The sequence below is a fragment of the Paraburkholderia terricola genome (genome assembly GCF_003330825.1).
Lineage (GTDB): Bacteria > Pseudomonadota > Gammaproteobacteria > Burkholderiales > Burkholderiaceae > Paraburkholderia > Paraburkholderia terricola.
Map to the genome: position 1 here is coordinate 2,102,519 of NZ_CP024942.1, position 15,890 is coordinate 2,118,408.

Annotated in this window: 14 protein-coding genes; 8 read left to right on the forward strand and 6 right to left on the reverse strand. The window is 65.3% G+C overall.

Features of this window, described 5'->3' with window-relative positions:
* Positions 1 to 10 precede the first annotated feature (10 nt).
* The 3 genes from CUJ90_RS27990 to pqqA all read right to left on the reverse strand — a co-directional run bounded on the left by CUJ90_RS27990 (position 11) and on the right by pqqA (position 1,544).
* Positions 11 to 757, reverse strand: coding sequence for a (5-formylfuran-3-yl)methyl phosphate synthase (locus CUJ90_RS27990; protein ID WP_114164311.1), 747 nt, complete (start codon positions 755 to 757; stop codon positions 11 to 13).
* Between the two features lie 16 nt (positions 758 to 773).
* Complete coding sequence (locus tag CUJ90_RS27995; protein WP_083082916.1) at positions 774 to 1,373, reverse strand: DUF447 domain-containing protein; 600 nt, start codon at positions 1,371 to 1,373, stop codon at positions 774 to 776.
* 96 nt (positions 1,374 to 1,469) lie between these two features.
* The gene (gene pqqA, locus CUJ90_RS33675) at positions 1,470 to 1,544 is read right to left on the reverse strand and encodes a pyrroloquinoline quinone precursor peptide PqqA (RefSeq protein WP_013342881.1); all 75 of its coding nucleotides are present in this window, start codon (positions 1,542 to 1,544) and stop codon (positions 1,470 to 1,472) included.
* A 467-nt stretch (positions 1,545 to 2,011) separates the two neighbouring features.
* On the opposite strand from pqqA, the gene CUJ90_RS28005 reads away from it, so the two are divergent.
* From CUJ90_RS28005 to rpe, 8 genes are all read left to right on the forward strand, one after another.
* On the forward strand, positions 2,012 to 3,529 hold the full coding sequence (locus CUJ90_RS28005; protein WP_073427429.1) for a ribulose-bisphosphate carboxylase large subunit: 1,518 nt from the start codon (positions 2,012 to 2,014) through the stop codon (positions 3,527 to 3,529).
* Between the two features lie 111 nt (positions 3,530 to 3,640).
* Positions 3,641 to 4,069: a ribulose bisphosphate carboxylase small subunit gene (locus CUJ90_RS28010; RefSeq protein ID WP_073427430.1), complete on the forward strand. Its 429-nt coding sequence runs from the start codon at positions 3,641 to 3,643 to the stop codon at positions 4,067 to 4,069.
* A 92-nt stretch (positions 4,070 to 4,161) separates the two neighbouring features.
* Positions 4,162 to 5,199 carry a CbbX protein gene (gene cbbX, locus CUJ90_RS28015; protein ID WP_073427431.1) on the forward strand — a complete coding sequence of 346 codons (1,038 nt, stop codon included), beginning with the start codon at positions 4,162 to 4,164 and terminating at the stop codon, positions 5,197 to 5,199.
* Positions 5,200 to 5,226: 27 nt separating this feature from the next.
* The gene (locus tag CUJ90_RS28020) at positions 5,227 to 6,330 is read left to right on the forward strand and encodes a class 1 fructose-bisphosphatase (protein WP_073427432.1); all 1,104 of its coding nucleotides are present in this window, start codon (positions 5,227 to 5,229) and stop codon (positions 6,328 to 6,330) included.
* 104 nt (positions 6,331 to 6,434) lie between these two features.
* A complete protein-coding gene (locus tag CUJ90_RS28025; RefSeq protein WP_114164312.1) occupies positions 6,435 to 7,307 on the forward strand; it encodes a phosphoribulokinase in 873 nt (290 codons plus the stop codon).
* Between the two features lie 64 nt (positions 7,308 to 7,371).
* Positions 7,372 to 9,417 carry a transketolase gene (tkt, locus tag CUJ90_RS28030; RefSeq protein ID WP_114164313.1) on the forward strand — a complete coding sequence of 682 codons (2,046 nt, stop codon included), beginning with the start codon at positions 7,372 to 7,374 and terminating at the stop codon, positions 9,415 to 9,417.
* A gap of 35 nt (positions 9,418 to 9,452) precedes the next feature.
* Positions 9,453 to 10,490, forward strand: a complete 1,038-nt coding sequence (fba, locus tag CUJ90_RS28035) for a class II fructose-bisphosphate aldolase (RefSeq protein ID WP_083081042.1) — start codon at positions 9,453 to 9,455, stop codon at positions 10,488 to 10,490.
* A gap of 23 nt (positions 10,491 to 10,513) precedes the next feature.
* Complete coding sequence (gene rpe, locus CUJ90_RS28040; protein ID WP_114164314.1) at positions 10,514 to 11,245, forward strand: ribulose-phosphate 3-epimerase; 732 nt, start codon at positions 10,514 to 10,516, stop codon at positions 11,243 to 11,245.
* A gap of 90 nt (positions 11,246 to 11,335) precedes the next feature.
* On the opposite strand, the gene CUJ90_RS28045 is transcribed toward rpe, so the two are convergent.
* The 3 genes from CUJ90_RS28045 to CUJ90_RS28055 form a co-directional block, all read right to left on the reverse strand.
* On the reverse strand, positions 11,336 to 12,718 hold the full coding sequence (locus tag CUJ90_RS28045) for a DUF6513 domain-containing protein (RefSeq protein ID WP_114164315.1): 1,383 nt from the start codon (positions 12,716 to 12,718) through the stop codon (positions 11,336 to 11,338).
* Between the two features lie 166 nt (positions 12,719 to 12,884).
* Positions 12,885 to 13,463, reverse strand: coding sequence for a flavoprotein (locus CUJ90_RS28050; RefSeq protein ID WP_073427438.1), 579 nt, complete (start codon positions 13,461 to 13,463; stop codon positions 12,885 to 12,887).
* Positions 13,460 to 15,577, reverse strand: coding sequence for a sigma-54-dependent Fis family transcriptional regulator (locus CUJ90_RS28055; RefSeq protein WP_114164316.1), 2,118 nt, complete (start codon positions 15,575 to 15,577; stop codon positions 13,460 to 13,462). Before CUJ90_RS28055 ends, CUJ90_RS28050 begins: the two co-directional genes overlap by 4 nt.
* Between the last annotated feature and the right edge of the window lie 313 nt (positions 15,578 to 15,890).

Consider the following 15,890-nt stretch of genomic DNA (forward strand, 5'->3'; position numbering starts at 1 on the left):
GAGAAGAATCCTACAAACGGGCCGCGTCCGAAGAAACGCCCGAGCCCGAAGTAGCGCCCGCAAGACCCCTATCACTGCTTGCACTGTGTAGCGCGCCGGCCAGGTCGGCGACCCGTTGCGGATCGAGCCGCGAGCGGCGCCCATCCACGCACAAGGCCGTGCGAAAGCCCGCGAAATCCGGCGCCAGCGCCCTGATCTGCGCGAGCTGCGCCCAGCCGAGCGAACCGGAGATGCCGCTCATCGCGCCTTGCTCGCGGATCAGCCGCAGCCATTGCCCCAGCGATTCGCTGTCCACGTGATCGAACAGCGTGTTGCCGTCCTTGCCCTCGGTGTCGAACATCACGCCCACGAACCCGAGCGTGGCCGCGTAGGCGACCAGTTCGCCGTCCATGCCGCCGTCGCACAGCAGCACCGGCACGACGGTCGCCGGCAGATTCGCGAGGTGTTCGAGGCAACGCCGCGCGGCCGGTCCCGGCGCCACGCCCACTTTCACATAATCGACGCCCGCCTCGCTGACCTCGATGACGCGCGCGGCGATCTCGTCGAGCGCTTCGGCCGGCACGTCGCCTATCGTCGCGCTGATCGGCTTGACCGGGTAACGGGCGCGTAGATGACGCGCGATATTCGTGATGTCGCCGATCGACAGGCCGCCGAGCGCGCCCGCGTTCGGTTCCTTCAGGTCGATCAGCTCGGCGCCGGCCTGGGCGGCGTCGAACGCCTCCTCGTGCGAGCGGACGCTCGCGAGCAATGCGGTCATCGGGTTCTCCGAAAGACTAGTGGGACACGAGTTCGGCGGACGAACCGCCGGCGGAATCGAGGCTCGCGCGGTGCCGCGCGATCGCGGAGGTGAGCCAGCCCCAGGCGGTGCGCTCGGCATCGCCCGCGGTTTTGTCGATGGCGATCTGCAGGTAAGCCATTTCGCGGTCGACCTTGTCGGCCGGCAGCATGAAGAGCCGGCTCACCAGCACCGCGCCTTCGATCACCGCCGCCTGAGCGCGGTTGAAACCGGCGAACGGCGCGTGATTCTCGCGGTGCACGCACTTCATGCGCAGCACCGGGCGCTGGTTGTCGTCGCGCAGTTCATCGAGTTCGAGTTCGGCATGCGCGAGCGACTCCGCCAGCCGGATACTCGCGACGCGAGTGGCGGCGACAGTGGGCCAATCGGTCGCGCAATGCGTGACGCAGCCCGCGAAAACGCGGACGTCGGTGGTGAAATTCAGAACCGCCGCGCGCGACGCGACGATATTGTCGAGTGTGGTCGACGGGCGAAACGGGGAAAGAATGACGAACTCGCCCTCGTAACGCGCCCCCATCGGCGCTATGTGAGGACGGCCATCGCACGCTGCCGTGGTGACGATCGTTTCGTGGATCATGATGGGAACGTGAGTCGTGACAGCGCCGAAAGGCCGGCCGATTCAGCTAAAGAAAAAGTGATCCGCGAAAGGGCCGCGCATGCGGCCCGTGCGGGCTTAACGCGTCGCGATATACATCGTGATTTCAAAACCAAAGCGCATATCGGTGTAGCTAGGTGTCGTCCATTGCATATGTGTTCCTCCATGTGGTTGACACATCGTTGCGCCGTGAACCGAGCGTGATGCCGGGCTGCATCGGCGTTGCTGACTACGCAAACTCCATGCCGGGCGCTGTACTGCAACGCGCGGGCGGCAGGCGGTTCGCGCGAAATACAGCATACGCCGAATTGCATCGGCATGCCGCTCGTGCGGGTTCGCAAATCGCCGGCCGCGCAGTGTCCCGATCCCGAAGCAAAGTGTTCCATTACGATTCGAAGGTTTCTGTCCTCCTGTCACGCCATTTGAAATCGTCGCGTGGAATATCGGCGTGGGTTGAAAACGCATTTCATGAAAACGTGTTTCGTGATGCGCAGTTGATAATGGATCGGTTAACTCTGCCAAATTAAATCGTGAATTCCCAATGATGACGCCCTTGTCTACAGTGCAACTCAAGCGCTTCGTTCTCCCGGCAGCGCGCTTGCCACAATCGAGGATACGTCATGAACGATTTCAGTCAACCGGTGATCGAGACAGCACTTGATTCGCAAAAACCGGGCAATCCTGGCAGTTCGGGCAAGCCGCGCGAACGCTACGCCGCGGGTGTCATGAAATACCGCGAAATGGGTTACTGGCAGCCGGATTACATACCGAAAGACACCGACGTGATCGCGCTCTTTCGCATTACGCCGCAACCCGGCGTCGAGCCGGAGGAAGCGGCGGCCGCCGTGGCCGGCGAATCGTCCACGGCAACGTGGACCGTGGTGTGGACCGACCGCCTCACCGCTTGCGACATGTATCGCGCCAAGGCTTACCGCGTCGATCCGGTGCCGTCGTCGTCCTCCGGCGAACCGCAGTACTTCGCGTACATCGCCTATGAACTCGATCTGTTCGAGGAGGGCTCGGTCGCCAACCTCACGGCGTCGATCATCGGCAACGTGTTCGGTTTCAAGCCGCTCAAGGCGCTGCGTCTCGAGGACATGCGCATACCGGTGGCGTATCTGAAGACCTTTCAGGGGCCGCCGACCGGCATCGTCGTCGAACGCGAACGGCTCGACAAATACGGTCGGCCGCTGCTCGGCGCGACGGTCAAGCCGAAGCTCGGCTTGTCGGGCAAGAACTATGGCCGCGTGGTGTACGAGGGGCTCAGAGGCGGACTCGATTTCCTGAAAGACGACGAGAACATCAACTCGCAGGCCTTCATGCACTGGCGCGACCGCTTTCTGTTTTCGATGGAAGCGGTGAACCGCGCGCAAGCGGAAACGGGGGAGGTGAAGGGCCATTATCTGAACGTCACGGCCGGCACGATGGAGGACATGTACGAGCGCGCCGAATTCGCGAAGGAGCTCGGCTCGTGCATCGTGATGATCGACCTCGTGATCGGTTGGACCGCGATTCAATCGATGTCGCGTTGGGCGCGCAAGAACGACATGATCCTGCATCTGCATCGCGCCGGGCACAGCACGTACACACGGCAACGCAATCACGGCATTTCATTCCGCGTGATCGCCAAATGGCTGCGCATGGCGGGCGTCGATCATGCGCATGCGGGCACGGCGGTCGGCAAGCTCGAAGGTGATCCATTGTCGGTACAGGGGTATTACAACGTGTGCCGCGACGCGCACAACGAAGTGGACCTGTCGCGCGGTATTTTCTTCGATCAGCCGTGGGCCGGCTTGCGCAAGATCATGCCGGTCGCCTCGGGCGGGATTCACGCGGGACAGATGCATCAACTGCTCGATCTGTTCGGCGACGACGCGATCCTGCAATTCGGCGGCGGCACGATCGGGCATCCGGCCGGCATTCAGGCGGGCGCCGTGGCGAACCGCGTCGCGCTCGAATCGATGGTGAAGGCGCGCAACGAGGGCCGCGACATCGTGAACGAGGGGCCCGAGATTCTCGAAGCCGCCGCGCGCTGGTGCACGCCGCTCAAGCAGGCGCTCGATACATGGCGGGACGTGAGCTTCAACTACGCATCGACCGACACGCCCGACTTCGCCGCCACGCCGAGCGTCGCGTAAAACGCCGCATTCACGGCAATCGTTATCGCGGGAACGACAGCAGTGCCGCCGCACTGCGTTGGACAACTGTCGACCCGATTCAGGCCGTCACATCAATCAACGAGGTTCGCCATGCGCATTACACAAGGCACATTTTCCTTCTTGCCGGAATTGACCGACGAGGAGATCGGCTTGCAGATCGACTATGCGTTGAGCCAGGGCTGGGCCTGCTCGGTGGAATACACCGACGACCCGCATCCGCGCAATACGTACTGGGAAATGTGGGGCTTGCCCATGTTCGATCTGCGCGATGCGGCCGGCGTGTTGCAGGAGGTGAGGGCATGCCGCGCGGCGTGGCCGCAGCACTACATCAAGGTCAATGCGTTCGATTCGGAGCGCACCTTCGAGACGATGCGCCTGTCGTTCATCGTCAACCGGCCGGACGACGAGCCGGGTTTCCGTCTCACGCGGCAGGATGGCGCGGGGCGCGTGCAGCGCTATGGACTGTCGAGCTATGCGGGCGACCGGCCCGCGGGTGAGCGCTACGGCCCGGCACGGTAATTGGATGCGGTGCGGTGCATGAATCGCTGTATCGCTCACCGCATCGCTTACCGCGTCGATCACCGCGCGAATGGTATGAACAAGGAGATGCAATGACCGAAGCTGCCGTAGTGGACACGCATGCGCCGTCCGTTGCACGAGCCGGCGCGCAGGATTCGCGTCAGGAGCCGCCGCATATCGATCTCGCGGCGCTGTATCGCGACTCCGGCATCGGCGACGTGCTCGCCGAACTCGACCGCGACCTGGTCGGACTCGTGCCGGTCAAGACCCGCATCCGCGAGGTCGCCGCTCATCTGCTGGTGGAGCGCGCCCGCGATTCGCTCGGCCTCGCGAGCGGCGCGCCGACCCTGCACATGTGTTTCTCCGGCAATCCCGGCACGGGCAAGACCACGGTCGCGCTGCGCATGGCCGAAGTGCTGCACCGGCTCGGCTACATTCGCCGCAATCATCTGGTTTCGGTGACGCGCGACGACCTCGTCGGTCAATACATCGGCCATACCGCGCCGAAAACGCGCGATGTGCTGAAGCGCGCGATGGGCGGCGTGCTGTTCATCGACGAAGCGTATTACCTGTATCGCCCCGAGAACGAGCGCGACTACGGCCAGGAAGCGATCGAAATCCTGCTGCAGACAATGGAAAACCAGCGCGACGATCTGGTGGTGATTCTCGCGGGCTACGCGTCGCGGATGGAAATCTTCTTCGAAAGCAATCCGGGTTTCCGTTCCCGGATCGCGCATCACATCACGTTCCCCGATTACGAGGAAGCGGAACTGCTCGACATCGCCGAGCGCATGCTCGCGACGATGCACTACCGCTTCGACGCCGACTCGCGGCGCGCTTTCGCCGAGTACCTCGCGCTGCGGATCCGTCAGCCGAATTTCGCCAACGCCCGTTCGGTGCGCAATGCGCTCGACCGCGCGCGGCTGCGCCAGGCGAACCGCCTGTTCGCCAACGCGATGAAGGGCGGCGCGCCGATCGACGCCGCCGCGCTCACGTTGATCGGCGCCGCCGACGTGCGCGCGAGCCGCGTATTCGACGAGCCGTCCGCCGAGGCCGGGAGCGACGCCGCTTGTGCGTCCGCGTCCGCATCCCCGCCAGCGCCGCGCGCCTTTCAGGCGCCGCCAGGCTGAACGACAACAATCCTTCAGGAGATCGCCATGCAAGACGGACGTACGACCCTTTCGAAGTTCCTGATCGACACGCTCGACCGCCAGCCCTCTCCTGCGGGGACGACGGAGACGGCGGGGCTCTCGGCGCTGCTCATCGACGTGGCCGCGGCGATCAAGTCGATCTCGGCGATGCTCACCAAGGGCGCGCTCGGCGGCAATTACGGTTCGGCGCAAAGCATCAACACGCATGGCGAGGAGCAGAAGAAGCTCGACGTCGCGACCAACGAGATTTTCGTGCAGCAATGCGAGTGGGACGGTTTGCTCGCCGCGATGGCGTCGGAGGAAATGGAGACCGTCTACGCGATTCCGCCGGGCTATCCGCGCGGCGACTATCTGCTCGCCTTCGATCCGCTCGACGGCTCGTCGAACATCGACATCAACGGCGTGGTGGGCTCGATTTTCTCGGTGCTGCGCAATCACGGCGACAAGGACGCGCCGGTCGGCGAGGCCGCGTTCCTGCGGCCCGGTTGCGAGCAGGTCGCGGCGGGCTACGCCGTCTATGGTCCGTCGACCATGCTCGTGCTGTCGGTCGGCAACGGCACGCATGGCTTCACGCTGGAGCGCGACATCGGCAATTTCGTGCTCACGCATTCGAACATCCGCATTCCCGAGGACACCGTGGAGTTCGCGATCAACGCGTCGAACGAGCGCTTCTGGGAGCCGCCCGTGCGCCGCTACGTGCAGGAGTGCAAGGACGGCCGCAGCGGCTGCCGCGCGAGCGACTTCAACATGCGCTGGATCGCGTCGATGGTCGCGGAAGTGCATCGGATCCTGATGCGCGGCGGCGTGTTCATGTACCCGCGCGACTCCAAGACGCCGGCGATGGAAGGACGCCTGCGCCTGCTCTACGAAGCGAACCCGATGAGTTTTCTGATCGAGCAGGCGGGCGGCCTGTCGATCACCGGACGCGAACGGATACTCGATGTCGTGCCGGCCACGCTGCATGGGCGCGTGCCCGTGATCCTCGGTTCGAAGAACGAGGTGGAGCGCATCGGCCGGTATCACGGCGAATACGACCGTGGCGAGGACAAGCCGTTTTCGTCGCCGCTCTTCAACCGGCGCTCGCTGTTTTTGCCCGACTTCACGGCGTGACGCGCGTGACTCGCATGACCCGGGCAACCCGCGTGCGCGCGTAATCCGCGCGGCAGCGGCGCAGCCAGCAGCCGAAAAGAACATCACCTTCCGGAGACAAGCGTATGTCCCTCAAACACCCGATCATCGCGGTAACCGGTTCGAGCGGCGCCGGCACCACGACCGTCATGAAAAGCTTCACCCACATCTTTCGGCGCGAGAAGATCAACGCGCAGATCGTCGAGGGCGACGCCTTTCACCGTTACGACCGCAACGGCATGCGTGAGGCGATGAAGGAGCACGAGCGCGACGGCGCGCCGAACTTCAGCCATTTCGGACCCGAGGCGAATCTGCTCGAAGAACTGGAGACGCTGTTCGCCAGTTACGGCGAAAGCGGCACGGGCAAGTTGCGCCACTACGTGCACGACGAAGGCGAATCGCGGCTCTACAAGCAGGACGCCGGCACCTTCACGCCGTGGGAGGACGTGACGCCGGGCACCGATCTGATGTTCTACGAGGGGCTGCACGGCGCGGCGGTGACCGACAGGATCGACGTCGCCCGGCATGCGGATCTGCTGATCGGCGTGGTGCCGATCATCAACCTCGAATGGATTCAGAAGCTGCACCGCGACCAGAACATGCGCGGTTACTCGCACGAAGCGGTGGTCGATACGATCCTGCGGCGCATGCCCGATTACGTGAACTACATCTGTCCGCAATTTTCCCGCACGCATGTCAACTTTCAGCGCGTGCCGACCGTGGATACCTCGAATCCCTTCACCGCCCGCGAGATTCCGGCGCCGGACGAGAGCTTCGTCGTGATCCGCTTCGCGCGGCCGAAGGGCATCGACTTCCAGTACCTGTTGACGATGCTGCACGACTCGTTCATGTCGCGCCCCAATGTGATCGTCGTTCCGGGCGGCAAGATGGGCCTCGCGATGCAACTGATTTTCACGCCAATGATTCTGCAACTGATCGACCGGCAGGCGCGCGCCTGAGCGCGGGGCGATCGGCAAGCCACGGCGGGACCGGTTTTTCTATTTCGTGCAAGGAGACACTTTCATGAGTGCCGTTGCAGAATCTGTTGGTGCGCCCGCGACCCGGCTCATGGCCGACGCGCTGCGCATGCTCGCGATCGATGCGGTGGAAGCGGCGAAGTCCGGCCATCCGGGCATGCCGCTCGGCATGGCGGAGATTGCCGTCGCGTTGTGGGACCGGCATCTGAAGCACAATCCGCGCGATCCGGCGTGGCCCGACCGCGACCGCTTCGTGTTGTCGAACGGACACGGCTCGATGCTGTTGTACGGCTTGCTGCATCTGAGCGGCTATGACTTGCCGATCGACGAGTTGAAGCGCTTTCGCCAGTTGCACAGCAAGACGCCGGGGCATCCCGAAGTGGGCGTGACGCCCGGCGTCGAAACCACCACGGGTCCGCTCGGGCAAGGTCTCGCGAACGCGGTCGGCATGGCGCTCGCCGAGGCGCTGCTCGCACGCGAGTTCAACCGGCCCGGCCATGCGATCGTCGATCACCGCACCTACGTATTCACCGGCGACGGCTGTCTGATGGAAGGCATCTCGCACGAGGCCGCGTCGCTCGCGGGCACGCTGAAGCTCGACAAGCTCACGGTGCTCTACGACGACAACGGCATTTCGATCGACGGCCACGTTCAGCAGTGGTTCGCCGACGACACGCCGGCGCGCTTCGCCGCGTATGGCTGGCACGTGGTGCGCGCGGTGGACGGCCATGACGTCGACGCGGTCGATCGCGCCTTGCAGGACGCGCGCGCGGCGGGCAAGCCGACGCTGATCTGCTGCAAGACGGTGATCGGCAAGGGTTCGCCGTCGAAAGCCGGTACCCACGACGTGCACGGCGCGCCGCTCGGCGCGGACGAGATCGGCGCGACCCGGCGCGCGCTCGGCTGGCCACATCCGCCCTTCGTCATGCCGGGCGAGGTCCGCACGTTATGGGACGCAAGCGAGCGGGGCGCCGCCGCGCAAGCGGAGTGGACGCAGCGCTTCGAAGCCTATCGCAGGCATTACCCCGCCGAGGCGGCCGAATTCGAACGCCGGACCCAGGGCGCGTTGCCCGCGCAATGGCGCGACGCGGTCCGCGCGATGGTGCGCGACGCCGACTGCGCGGCCGAATCGATTGCGACGCGCAAGGCCTCGCAGCAGACCATCGCCGTGCTCGCGCGCGTCCTGCCCGAGTTTCTGGGCGGCTCGGCCGATCTGACCGGCTCCAATCTCACCAACTGGAAAAGCGCCGTCGACGTGCATGCCGACGACGGCGGCCTGCAAGGCGGCAACTATCTGCACTACGGCGTGCGCGAATTCGGCATGAGCGCGCTGATGAACGGCATTGCGCTGCATCGCGGGCATGTTCCGTTCGGCGGCACGTTCCTCACGTTTTCCGACTACTCGCGCAACGCTTTGCGCATGGCCTCGCTGATGAAAACGCGCGCGATCTTCGTGTTCACACACGATTCGATCGGTCTCGGCGAGGACGGCCCGACACACCAGGCGGTGGAACATGCGGCGAGCCTCAGACTGATTCCGGGGCTCGACATCTGGCGTCCGTGCGACACGGTCGAAACGGCGCAGGCCTGGGCGCAAGCGGTCGAACGCGGCGGGCCGTCGTGCCTGCTGCTGAGCCGGCAGAACCTGCCGTTCGCGGCGCGTAGCGGCGAACAGATCGACGCCGTCGAGCAAGGCGGTTATGTGCTGCGCGACTGGCCGGACGATTCCGCGTCGCAGCCGCGCGTCGTGCTGATCGCGACCGGTTCGGAAGTCGCGCTCGCACTCGACGCCGTCGCGCCGCTTGCCGAAGCCGGCATCGCCGCGCGGGTGGTCTCGATGCCGTCCACCAGCGTGTTCGACCGGCAGCCGCGCGCATGGCGCGATGCGGTGTTGCCGCCGGGTGTGCCGCGGGTCGCGGTGGAAGCGGGTGTGACCGCGTTCTGGCGGCAATACGTCGGGCTGGAGGGCGGCGTGGTCGGCATCGATTCGTTCGGCGAATCGGCGCCCGCCGCCGCGCTGTTCACGCACTTCAATCTGACCACGCAGGCGGTGGTGGACGAAGCCCGCCGCGTCGCGCATGGCGCGCCATGATCCGTTTCATTCGATAAGAGCTCAAGGAGTTTGCGATGGCCTTCATAGCACTGCGGCAACTACTGGACCACGCGGCCGAGCACGGCTACGGCGTGCCGGCGTTCAACGTCAACAACATGGAGCAGATTCACGCGATCATGCAGGCCGCCGAGGCCACCGCGAGCCCGGTGATCCTGCAGGCGTCGGCGGGGGCGCGCAAATATGCGGGCGAACCGTATTTGCGGCATCTCGTCCTGGCTGCGCTGGAGGCGCACCCCGATATTCCGCTCGTGCTGCATCAGGATCATGGCGCGAGCCCGGCGGTGTGCCAGCAGGCGATCCGTTCGGGCTTCACGTCGGTGATGATGGACGGCTCGCTGCTGCCCGACCAGAAAACGCCGGCCGGCTACGACTACAACGTCGACGTGAGCCGCCGCGTGGTGGAGTCCGCGCATGCGGTGGGCGTTTCCGTGGAAGGCGAGCTGGGTTGTCTCGGTTCGCTCGAAACCGGCGAGGCGGGCGAGGAGGACGGCGTCGGCGCGCAAGGCAAACTCTCGCGCGACGATCTGCTCACCGATCCGCACGAGGCGCAGATTTTCGTCGAAGCCACCGGCGTCGATGCGTTGGCGATTGCGATTGGCACCTCGCACGGCGCGTACAAGTTCAGCCGCCAGCCGACCGGCGACATTCTGGCGATCGACCGCATCGTCGAGATTCATGAGCGGATTCCGAACACGCATCTGGTGATGCACGGCTCGTCGTCGGTGCCGCAGGAATGGCTCGCGATCATCCGCGAATACGGCGGCGAGATTCCGGTGACTTACGGCGTGCCGGTCGAGGAGATCCGGCGCGGCATCGCGCATGGCGTGCGCAAGGTGAATATCGACACCGACATCCGCCTCGCGATGAGCGGCGCGATGCGCAAGTCGATGGCGAATGCGCGTTCCGAGTTCGATCCGCGCGCCGCGTTGAAGGCCGCGACCGCGGCGGCGAGCGCCGTGTGCGTCGAGCGCTTCGAGGCGTTCGGCTGCGCGGGGCAGGCGCCGCGCATCAAGCCGCTGCCGCTCGAGGCGATGGCGCGCCGCTACCACTGAACCCACATCGAGAGGAAACGGCCATGCGCGACTTCCTGATTGCCCCGTCGCTGCTGTCGGCGGATTTCGCCCGTCTCGCCGACGAGATCCGCGACGTGAGCGCGGCCGGCGCGGACTGGATCCATCTGGACGTGATGGACAACCACTACGTGCCGAACCTCACGGTCGGGCCGCTCGTGTGCGCGGCGATCCGCCCGCATACGCCGGTGCCGATCGATGTGCACCTGATGACGATGCCCGTCGATCCGCTCGTGCTCGCGTTCGCGGAGGCGGGCGCGAACACGATCAGCTTTCATCCCGAAGCGTCGCTGCACGTTCACCGCACCATCGAACTGATCAAGGCCAACGGCGCGCGCGCGGGACTGGCACTCAATCCGGCCACGCCGCTCGCGGTGCTCGATCATGTGATGGAAATGCTCGACGTGGTGGTGGTGATGTCGGTCAATCCGGGGTTCGGCGGGCAGGCCTTCATTCCCGAAACGCTGGAGAAGCTGCGCAGCCTGCGCAAGTCGGTCGACGCGACGATGCAGCGCACCGGACGGCCGTTGCTGATCGAGGTGGATGGCGGCGTGAAGGCGTCGAACATCGCGGCGATCGCGGCCGCGGGCGCGGATGTGTTCGTTGCGGGTTCGGCTGTGTTCGGCGCGGATAACTATGCGCAGGCGATCGGCGGGATGCGCGCCGAACTGGCGCTTGGCAATGTCAATTTGGGTGTTGATCTGAACGATGCCGCAGGCTTCGCCGTGACGCACTGAAGCGGGTAGTCGAGGCTGGCACTTGGAGCGGCCACTTCACGCGGCCACTTCAAGCGAGTGCCCGAAGCGACTACCTGCAACTCGCAGGCGCTAGCGTTTCTTCATGGTCTCGCCGGGTGCGCACCATGCGGCGAGATCCTGTTCGGGCCGGTCGACCGCGCAGCCCCAGTCGAGCGGCTGGTCCTGGTCGAAGCGCTTGCCGAGGCGCCAGGCGATTTCCGCGCGGGCGAGTTGCACGCCCATGTAGAACGCGTGGCCGCCGTCGCTGTCCAGATTCAGTTGCGGATAGAGCGCGAAGGGGTCGTCCGCCACGCGATGGCCGTCGCGGTTGTAGACGTGGATGCCGTCGTCGCTCACCTGCACGCGGAAATTCGGATCGCGCACCTCGCGGGCGAAGTCGTCGATTTCCGCGGCGCTGTAGGGAAACGGGCGTTTGGCGTGAACCGTGGCGAGATCGCCGTTGATGCCTTTCGGCAGCACTTGCGCTTCGCGCGCGGCATGCATCACGCGGCGCGCGACGTCGGCCTCGCGCACGGCGCGCCGCGCATGCAGGCTCACGGCGGTCGTGAGCACCGCGCTCACGCGAAGCTCCGCGGCCATGCCGAGCAGCACCGCGTTGATGCCGCTCGTATCGGCTTCGGTCAACTCGGTTACGTTGCCGATGCCCATCATGATCGCGATGTCGGGATAGCGCTCGCGCAGCCCGACATAACGCGCGATCGACGCGGCGAGCCCGAACGGGATCGGATCGAGAATCGGGTCGGCGAGAAACGCGCGTCCGCGCGCGGACAGCAGGTCGATCGCGGCGTCGAGCGAGGCCGGCTCGCGCTGATCGCGCGCGACCAGAATCGGCGTCGACGGGACTTCGTCCGCGATCCACAGCGTGTCGAGGTTCAGGCTCATCAGATAGTCGGCGCCCGCGCGGCCGCCGCGCAGCAGTTCCTCGCTGCGCATCGAATCGACGCTCACGCGATAGCCTTCGGCCTTCAGCAGACGAACCGCGTCTTCGAGATGAGGAAACGGTGTTTCGGGCAGGCAGCCGATGTCGATCACGTCGGCGCCCTGGGCGGCATAGTCGCGTGCGCGCTTCGCGATGCCTTCCAGATCGAGGCGCGGCGCATCGACGATCTCCGCGAAAATCTCGGTCTCGTAGTGCGTCAGATCCATCGGCTTGGCCTCGCGACCGAAGAACTGCGGCAGATCCTTGACCTCTTCGGGACCGCGCTCCACCGGCACGCCGTAGTGCGCGCTCAACGCGTCGAGATCGCCGCGGCAGCGTCCCGGCACGATCACCCGCTGCGCCGCGAGCGGCGCGGCCACGCGGCGGCGAATCATGTCCGCCGTCATCAACGCGGCCACCTGCAGGCCGATTTCGCGGATCTCCCAACTGAACGGCGTCGGCGCCATGCTGTCGAGCACGCGTGCGAGGCTCTTCTCGGCGAGACGGCCAGTCAGGAAGACGATGTGGTCCATGTCGGTCAGGTCAGTACGCGCCGGGCAGCCCCAAGCGTGCTGACGCCCCCTCGGGGGGCAGCGACCGCAGGGAGCATGGGGGTCGTTTCAAGTACGCGCCGGGCCGCCCCAAGCGTGCTGACGCCCCCTCGGGGGGGCAGCGACCGCAGGGAGCGTGGGGGTCGTTTCATACCAGATCGAGCGTCGACAAGCGTTCACCGAGCGCCGCTTTCAGCTCGTCCAGCGAGCGAACGAGGGTCGTATATTCGAAGCGCGACAGGCGCTCGACGTTGTCGAGTTCGATCGCCCGCGGACGCAGTTCCACCCATTCGTTCGGGCTTTGCGTGATCACGGTCGGTTCGGTGTCGCATGCAAACACAATGCCCGGAATGCATTGCTTGCCCGCCTGCGCGAACATGTTGGTGGGCAGCGTATCGGAGATGCCGAACGCGCATTTGGCGACGGTGTTGCTGGTGGCGGGCGCGATCACCACCGTGTGATAGACGCCGTGGTACAGCATGCCGACCGGCACGCCGCTCGCGCTGTTGTCGCGCAGCACGCGGAAATGCTTGCGCAGCTTCGGCAGCGGCCAGCCGTAAAGCGGCAGCACTTCCTCGCCGGCCGCGGACAGAAAGAGGTCCACGCGCGGCAGTTCGAGCGCGAGCGCGATGGACTCCTCGATCATATGGCCGGAGCCGGTCACGCACCACGCAAAACGCGCATCGGGCTTGAACTCGTTGAGGTGACGCGCGGGTGCCTGGGTCATGCGGCAGCGGCGGGCGACGATCCGTTGTACGGCATGCCATCGGACGGATCGTCGGGCGACCCGTCGGGCGACCCGTCGGGCGGCGCGCCATCGAGCGGCGTGCCGTCGTGCGACAGCCGGATATGCAGCCGGCGCATCTTCCGGTACAGGGTGTTGCGGCTGATGCCAAGCGCCTTCGCGACGTTGCTGACGTTCCAGCGGTGCTCGTCGAGCAGCGACAGCACGGTTTCGCGCTCGTTCAACTGGATCGCGTTGAGCGCGGAGAGGTCCGCGTCGTCGGTCAGATGCGCTTCGAACTCCGCGGCGGCAACGTTCGGCGCCGACGGCATGCCGACGCTCGGCGCGCGCTGCGTGATTTCGACGGGCAGGTCCACGCAGCGGATCGGTTGTCCGTCACTGAGCGCGATCGCCATTTGCAACACGTGCCGCAACTGGCGAATGTTGCCGGGCCACGCATAGGTCAGGAGCGCGTGTTCGGCCTCGGCGGTCAACTCGGGCGGTTCGTCGTCGCCGGATTCGTTTTCCAGCAGATGGTGGATCAGCGCGAGTTTGTCGAGCCGCTCGCAAAGCGGCGGCAGGTTCAGTTCGACGCCCTTGAGCCGGTAATACAGATCCTCGCGGAACTGCCCGCCATGCACGAGTTCGAGCAGATTGCGGTGACTCGCGCTGATGAGCTGAAAATTGACCTTGACGGTCGTTTCCGCGCCGAGCGGCGTCACCTCGTGTTCCTCGATCACGCGCAAGAGCCGCGCTTGCAACGCGAGCGGCATGTCGCCGATTTCATCGAGAAACAGCGTGCCGGTATTGGCCTGCACGATCTTGCCGCGACGCCCTTCGCGCTGCGCGCCGGTAAACGCGCCGGCGCGATAGCCGAACAACTCGCTTTCGATCAGATTCTCCGGCAACGACGCGCAATTCACCGGCACGAACGGGCCGGCCGAGTGCGGGCTGATGCTGTGCAGCGCCTGGGCGAACACTTCCTTGCCGGTGCCCGTTTGGCCCCTGATCACGATCGGGATCTTGCGCTGAATCACGCGCGCGGCAAGCTGGATTTGCGAGGCCATGCGCGGGTCGCCGAATTCCAGATGCGCGATTTCGTCGAGCCGGGCGGGCGGCGGGCGCTTTTCGGGCGGCGCGGCACGCGGCACGGGACTGGCGAGCGCCACGCGAGTGGCGCGCCCGGCGCGGTTCTGCGGCGTCTGCGCGACGAGAAAGAAACGGTTGGTCGCGTTCGCGCTGTAGACGGTGACCGGATGGAACGAGCCGCGAATGCTGCGCGCGATCATGTCTTCGAGCGAGGCGTTGAAGGCTTCCTCGATGCGCCGTCCGCGCAATTCGCTCAAGCTGCGAAAGCCGAGCTGGAACAGCGCGCTGCGGTTCGCGGCGAGCACGGTGCTGTCGTCCGCGACGGCGAGCTTGCCGCCGTGCAGCGTGCCGACGAATTCCGGGCGGCTATGGAAGTGAATCATGTTGGCATGCCGGTAACGCGAGTCCAGCAAGCGGTTTTCGATCATTTGCCGCGACATGCCCACCAGCACCAGCGAGTGCTGCTGCAACAGCTTGGAGCGGCTCGTCACGTCGAGCACGCCGGCAATCTCGCCGCTATCGTCGAAGATCGGCGCGGCCGAGCAGGTGAGCGACGTATAGCGCGGATAGAAATGCTCGTGCTGACAGACGGCGATGCAGTCGCGTTCGGCGAGACAGGTGCCCATGCCGTTGGTGCCCGCCTCGCGCTCGCTCCACAGGGCGCCCACGCGAAAGCCGTCGGGCGCGACCGCTTCGGCGAACGGCACCGACGAAACCTGATGGACGATCACGCCGCCGGCGTCGACGAGGACCACCGCGAGTTCGGGATCGGCCAGTTGCTGATAGAGCGTGGTCATCTCGAGCTTCGAGCACGCGATCAGATCGCCGAGCGCCTCGCGGCGTTCACTCAGTTCGTACTCGGTGAGAATCGGGGGCGTGACAAAGCGTGAAGGGTCGAGCTGAAACTCGTTCATGCAGCGCGCCCACGATTGAGCGACGGGTTCGCTCGTTGGACGCGTCGCCAATTGATGATTGACTACGTTCAGAACTTCTCGGACGTGCAGACTGCTATCAGCAAGCAACGACATGGGGTTTGTCTCCGTTGCGTCAATTCGGGCACTTTGCTAAGCGTGCCGCGAGCGCCGCTTTTATCGATACTGTCATCCCCTGCGCCGCGAATTCTGACGTCCGCATGCGCACTGAAAACCGGTCCTGATGTCAGGCTGTCTTAAAACTCTACGCTCGATGACGTTTGCGATCAATACGGAGTCGCATTACTTGTGCACGGCGCGCCCGATTTTTGCTTTTATCGGGGGAGGGCTTCGGTGCGGCTGCTTGTGGCGTGCCTGTGCGTTCGCTTATGCGTTCGAATGTGCGTTCGATTGTGCGTTCGTTCATGCG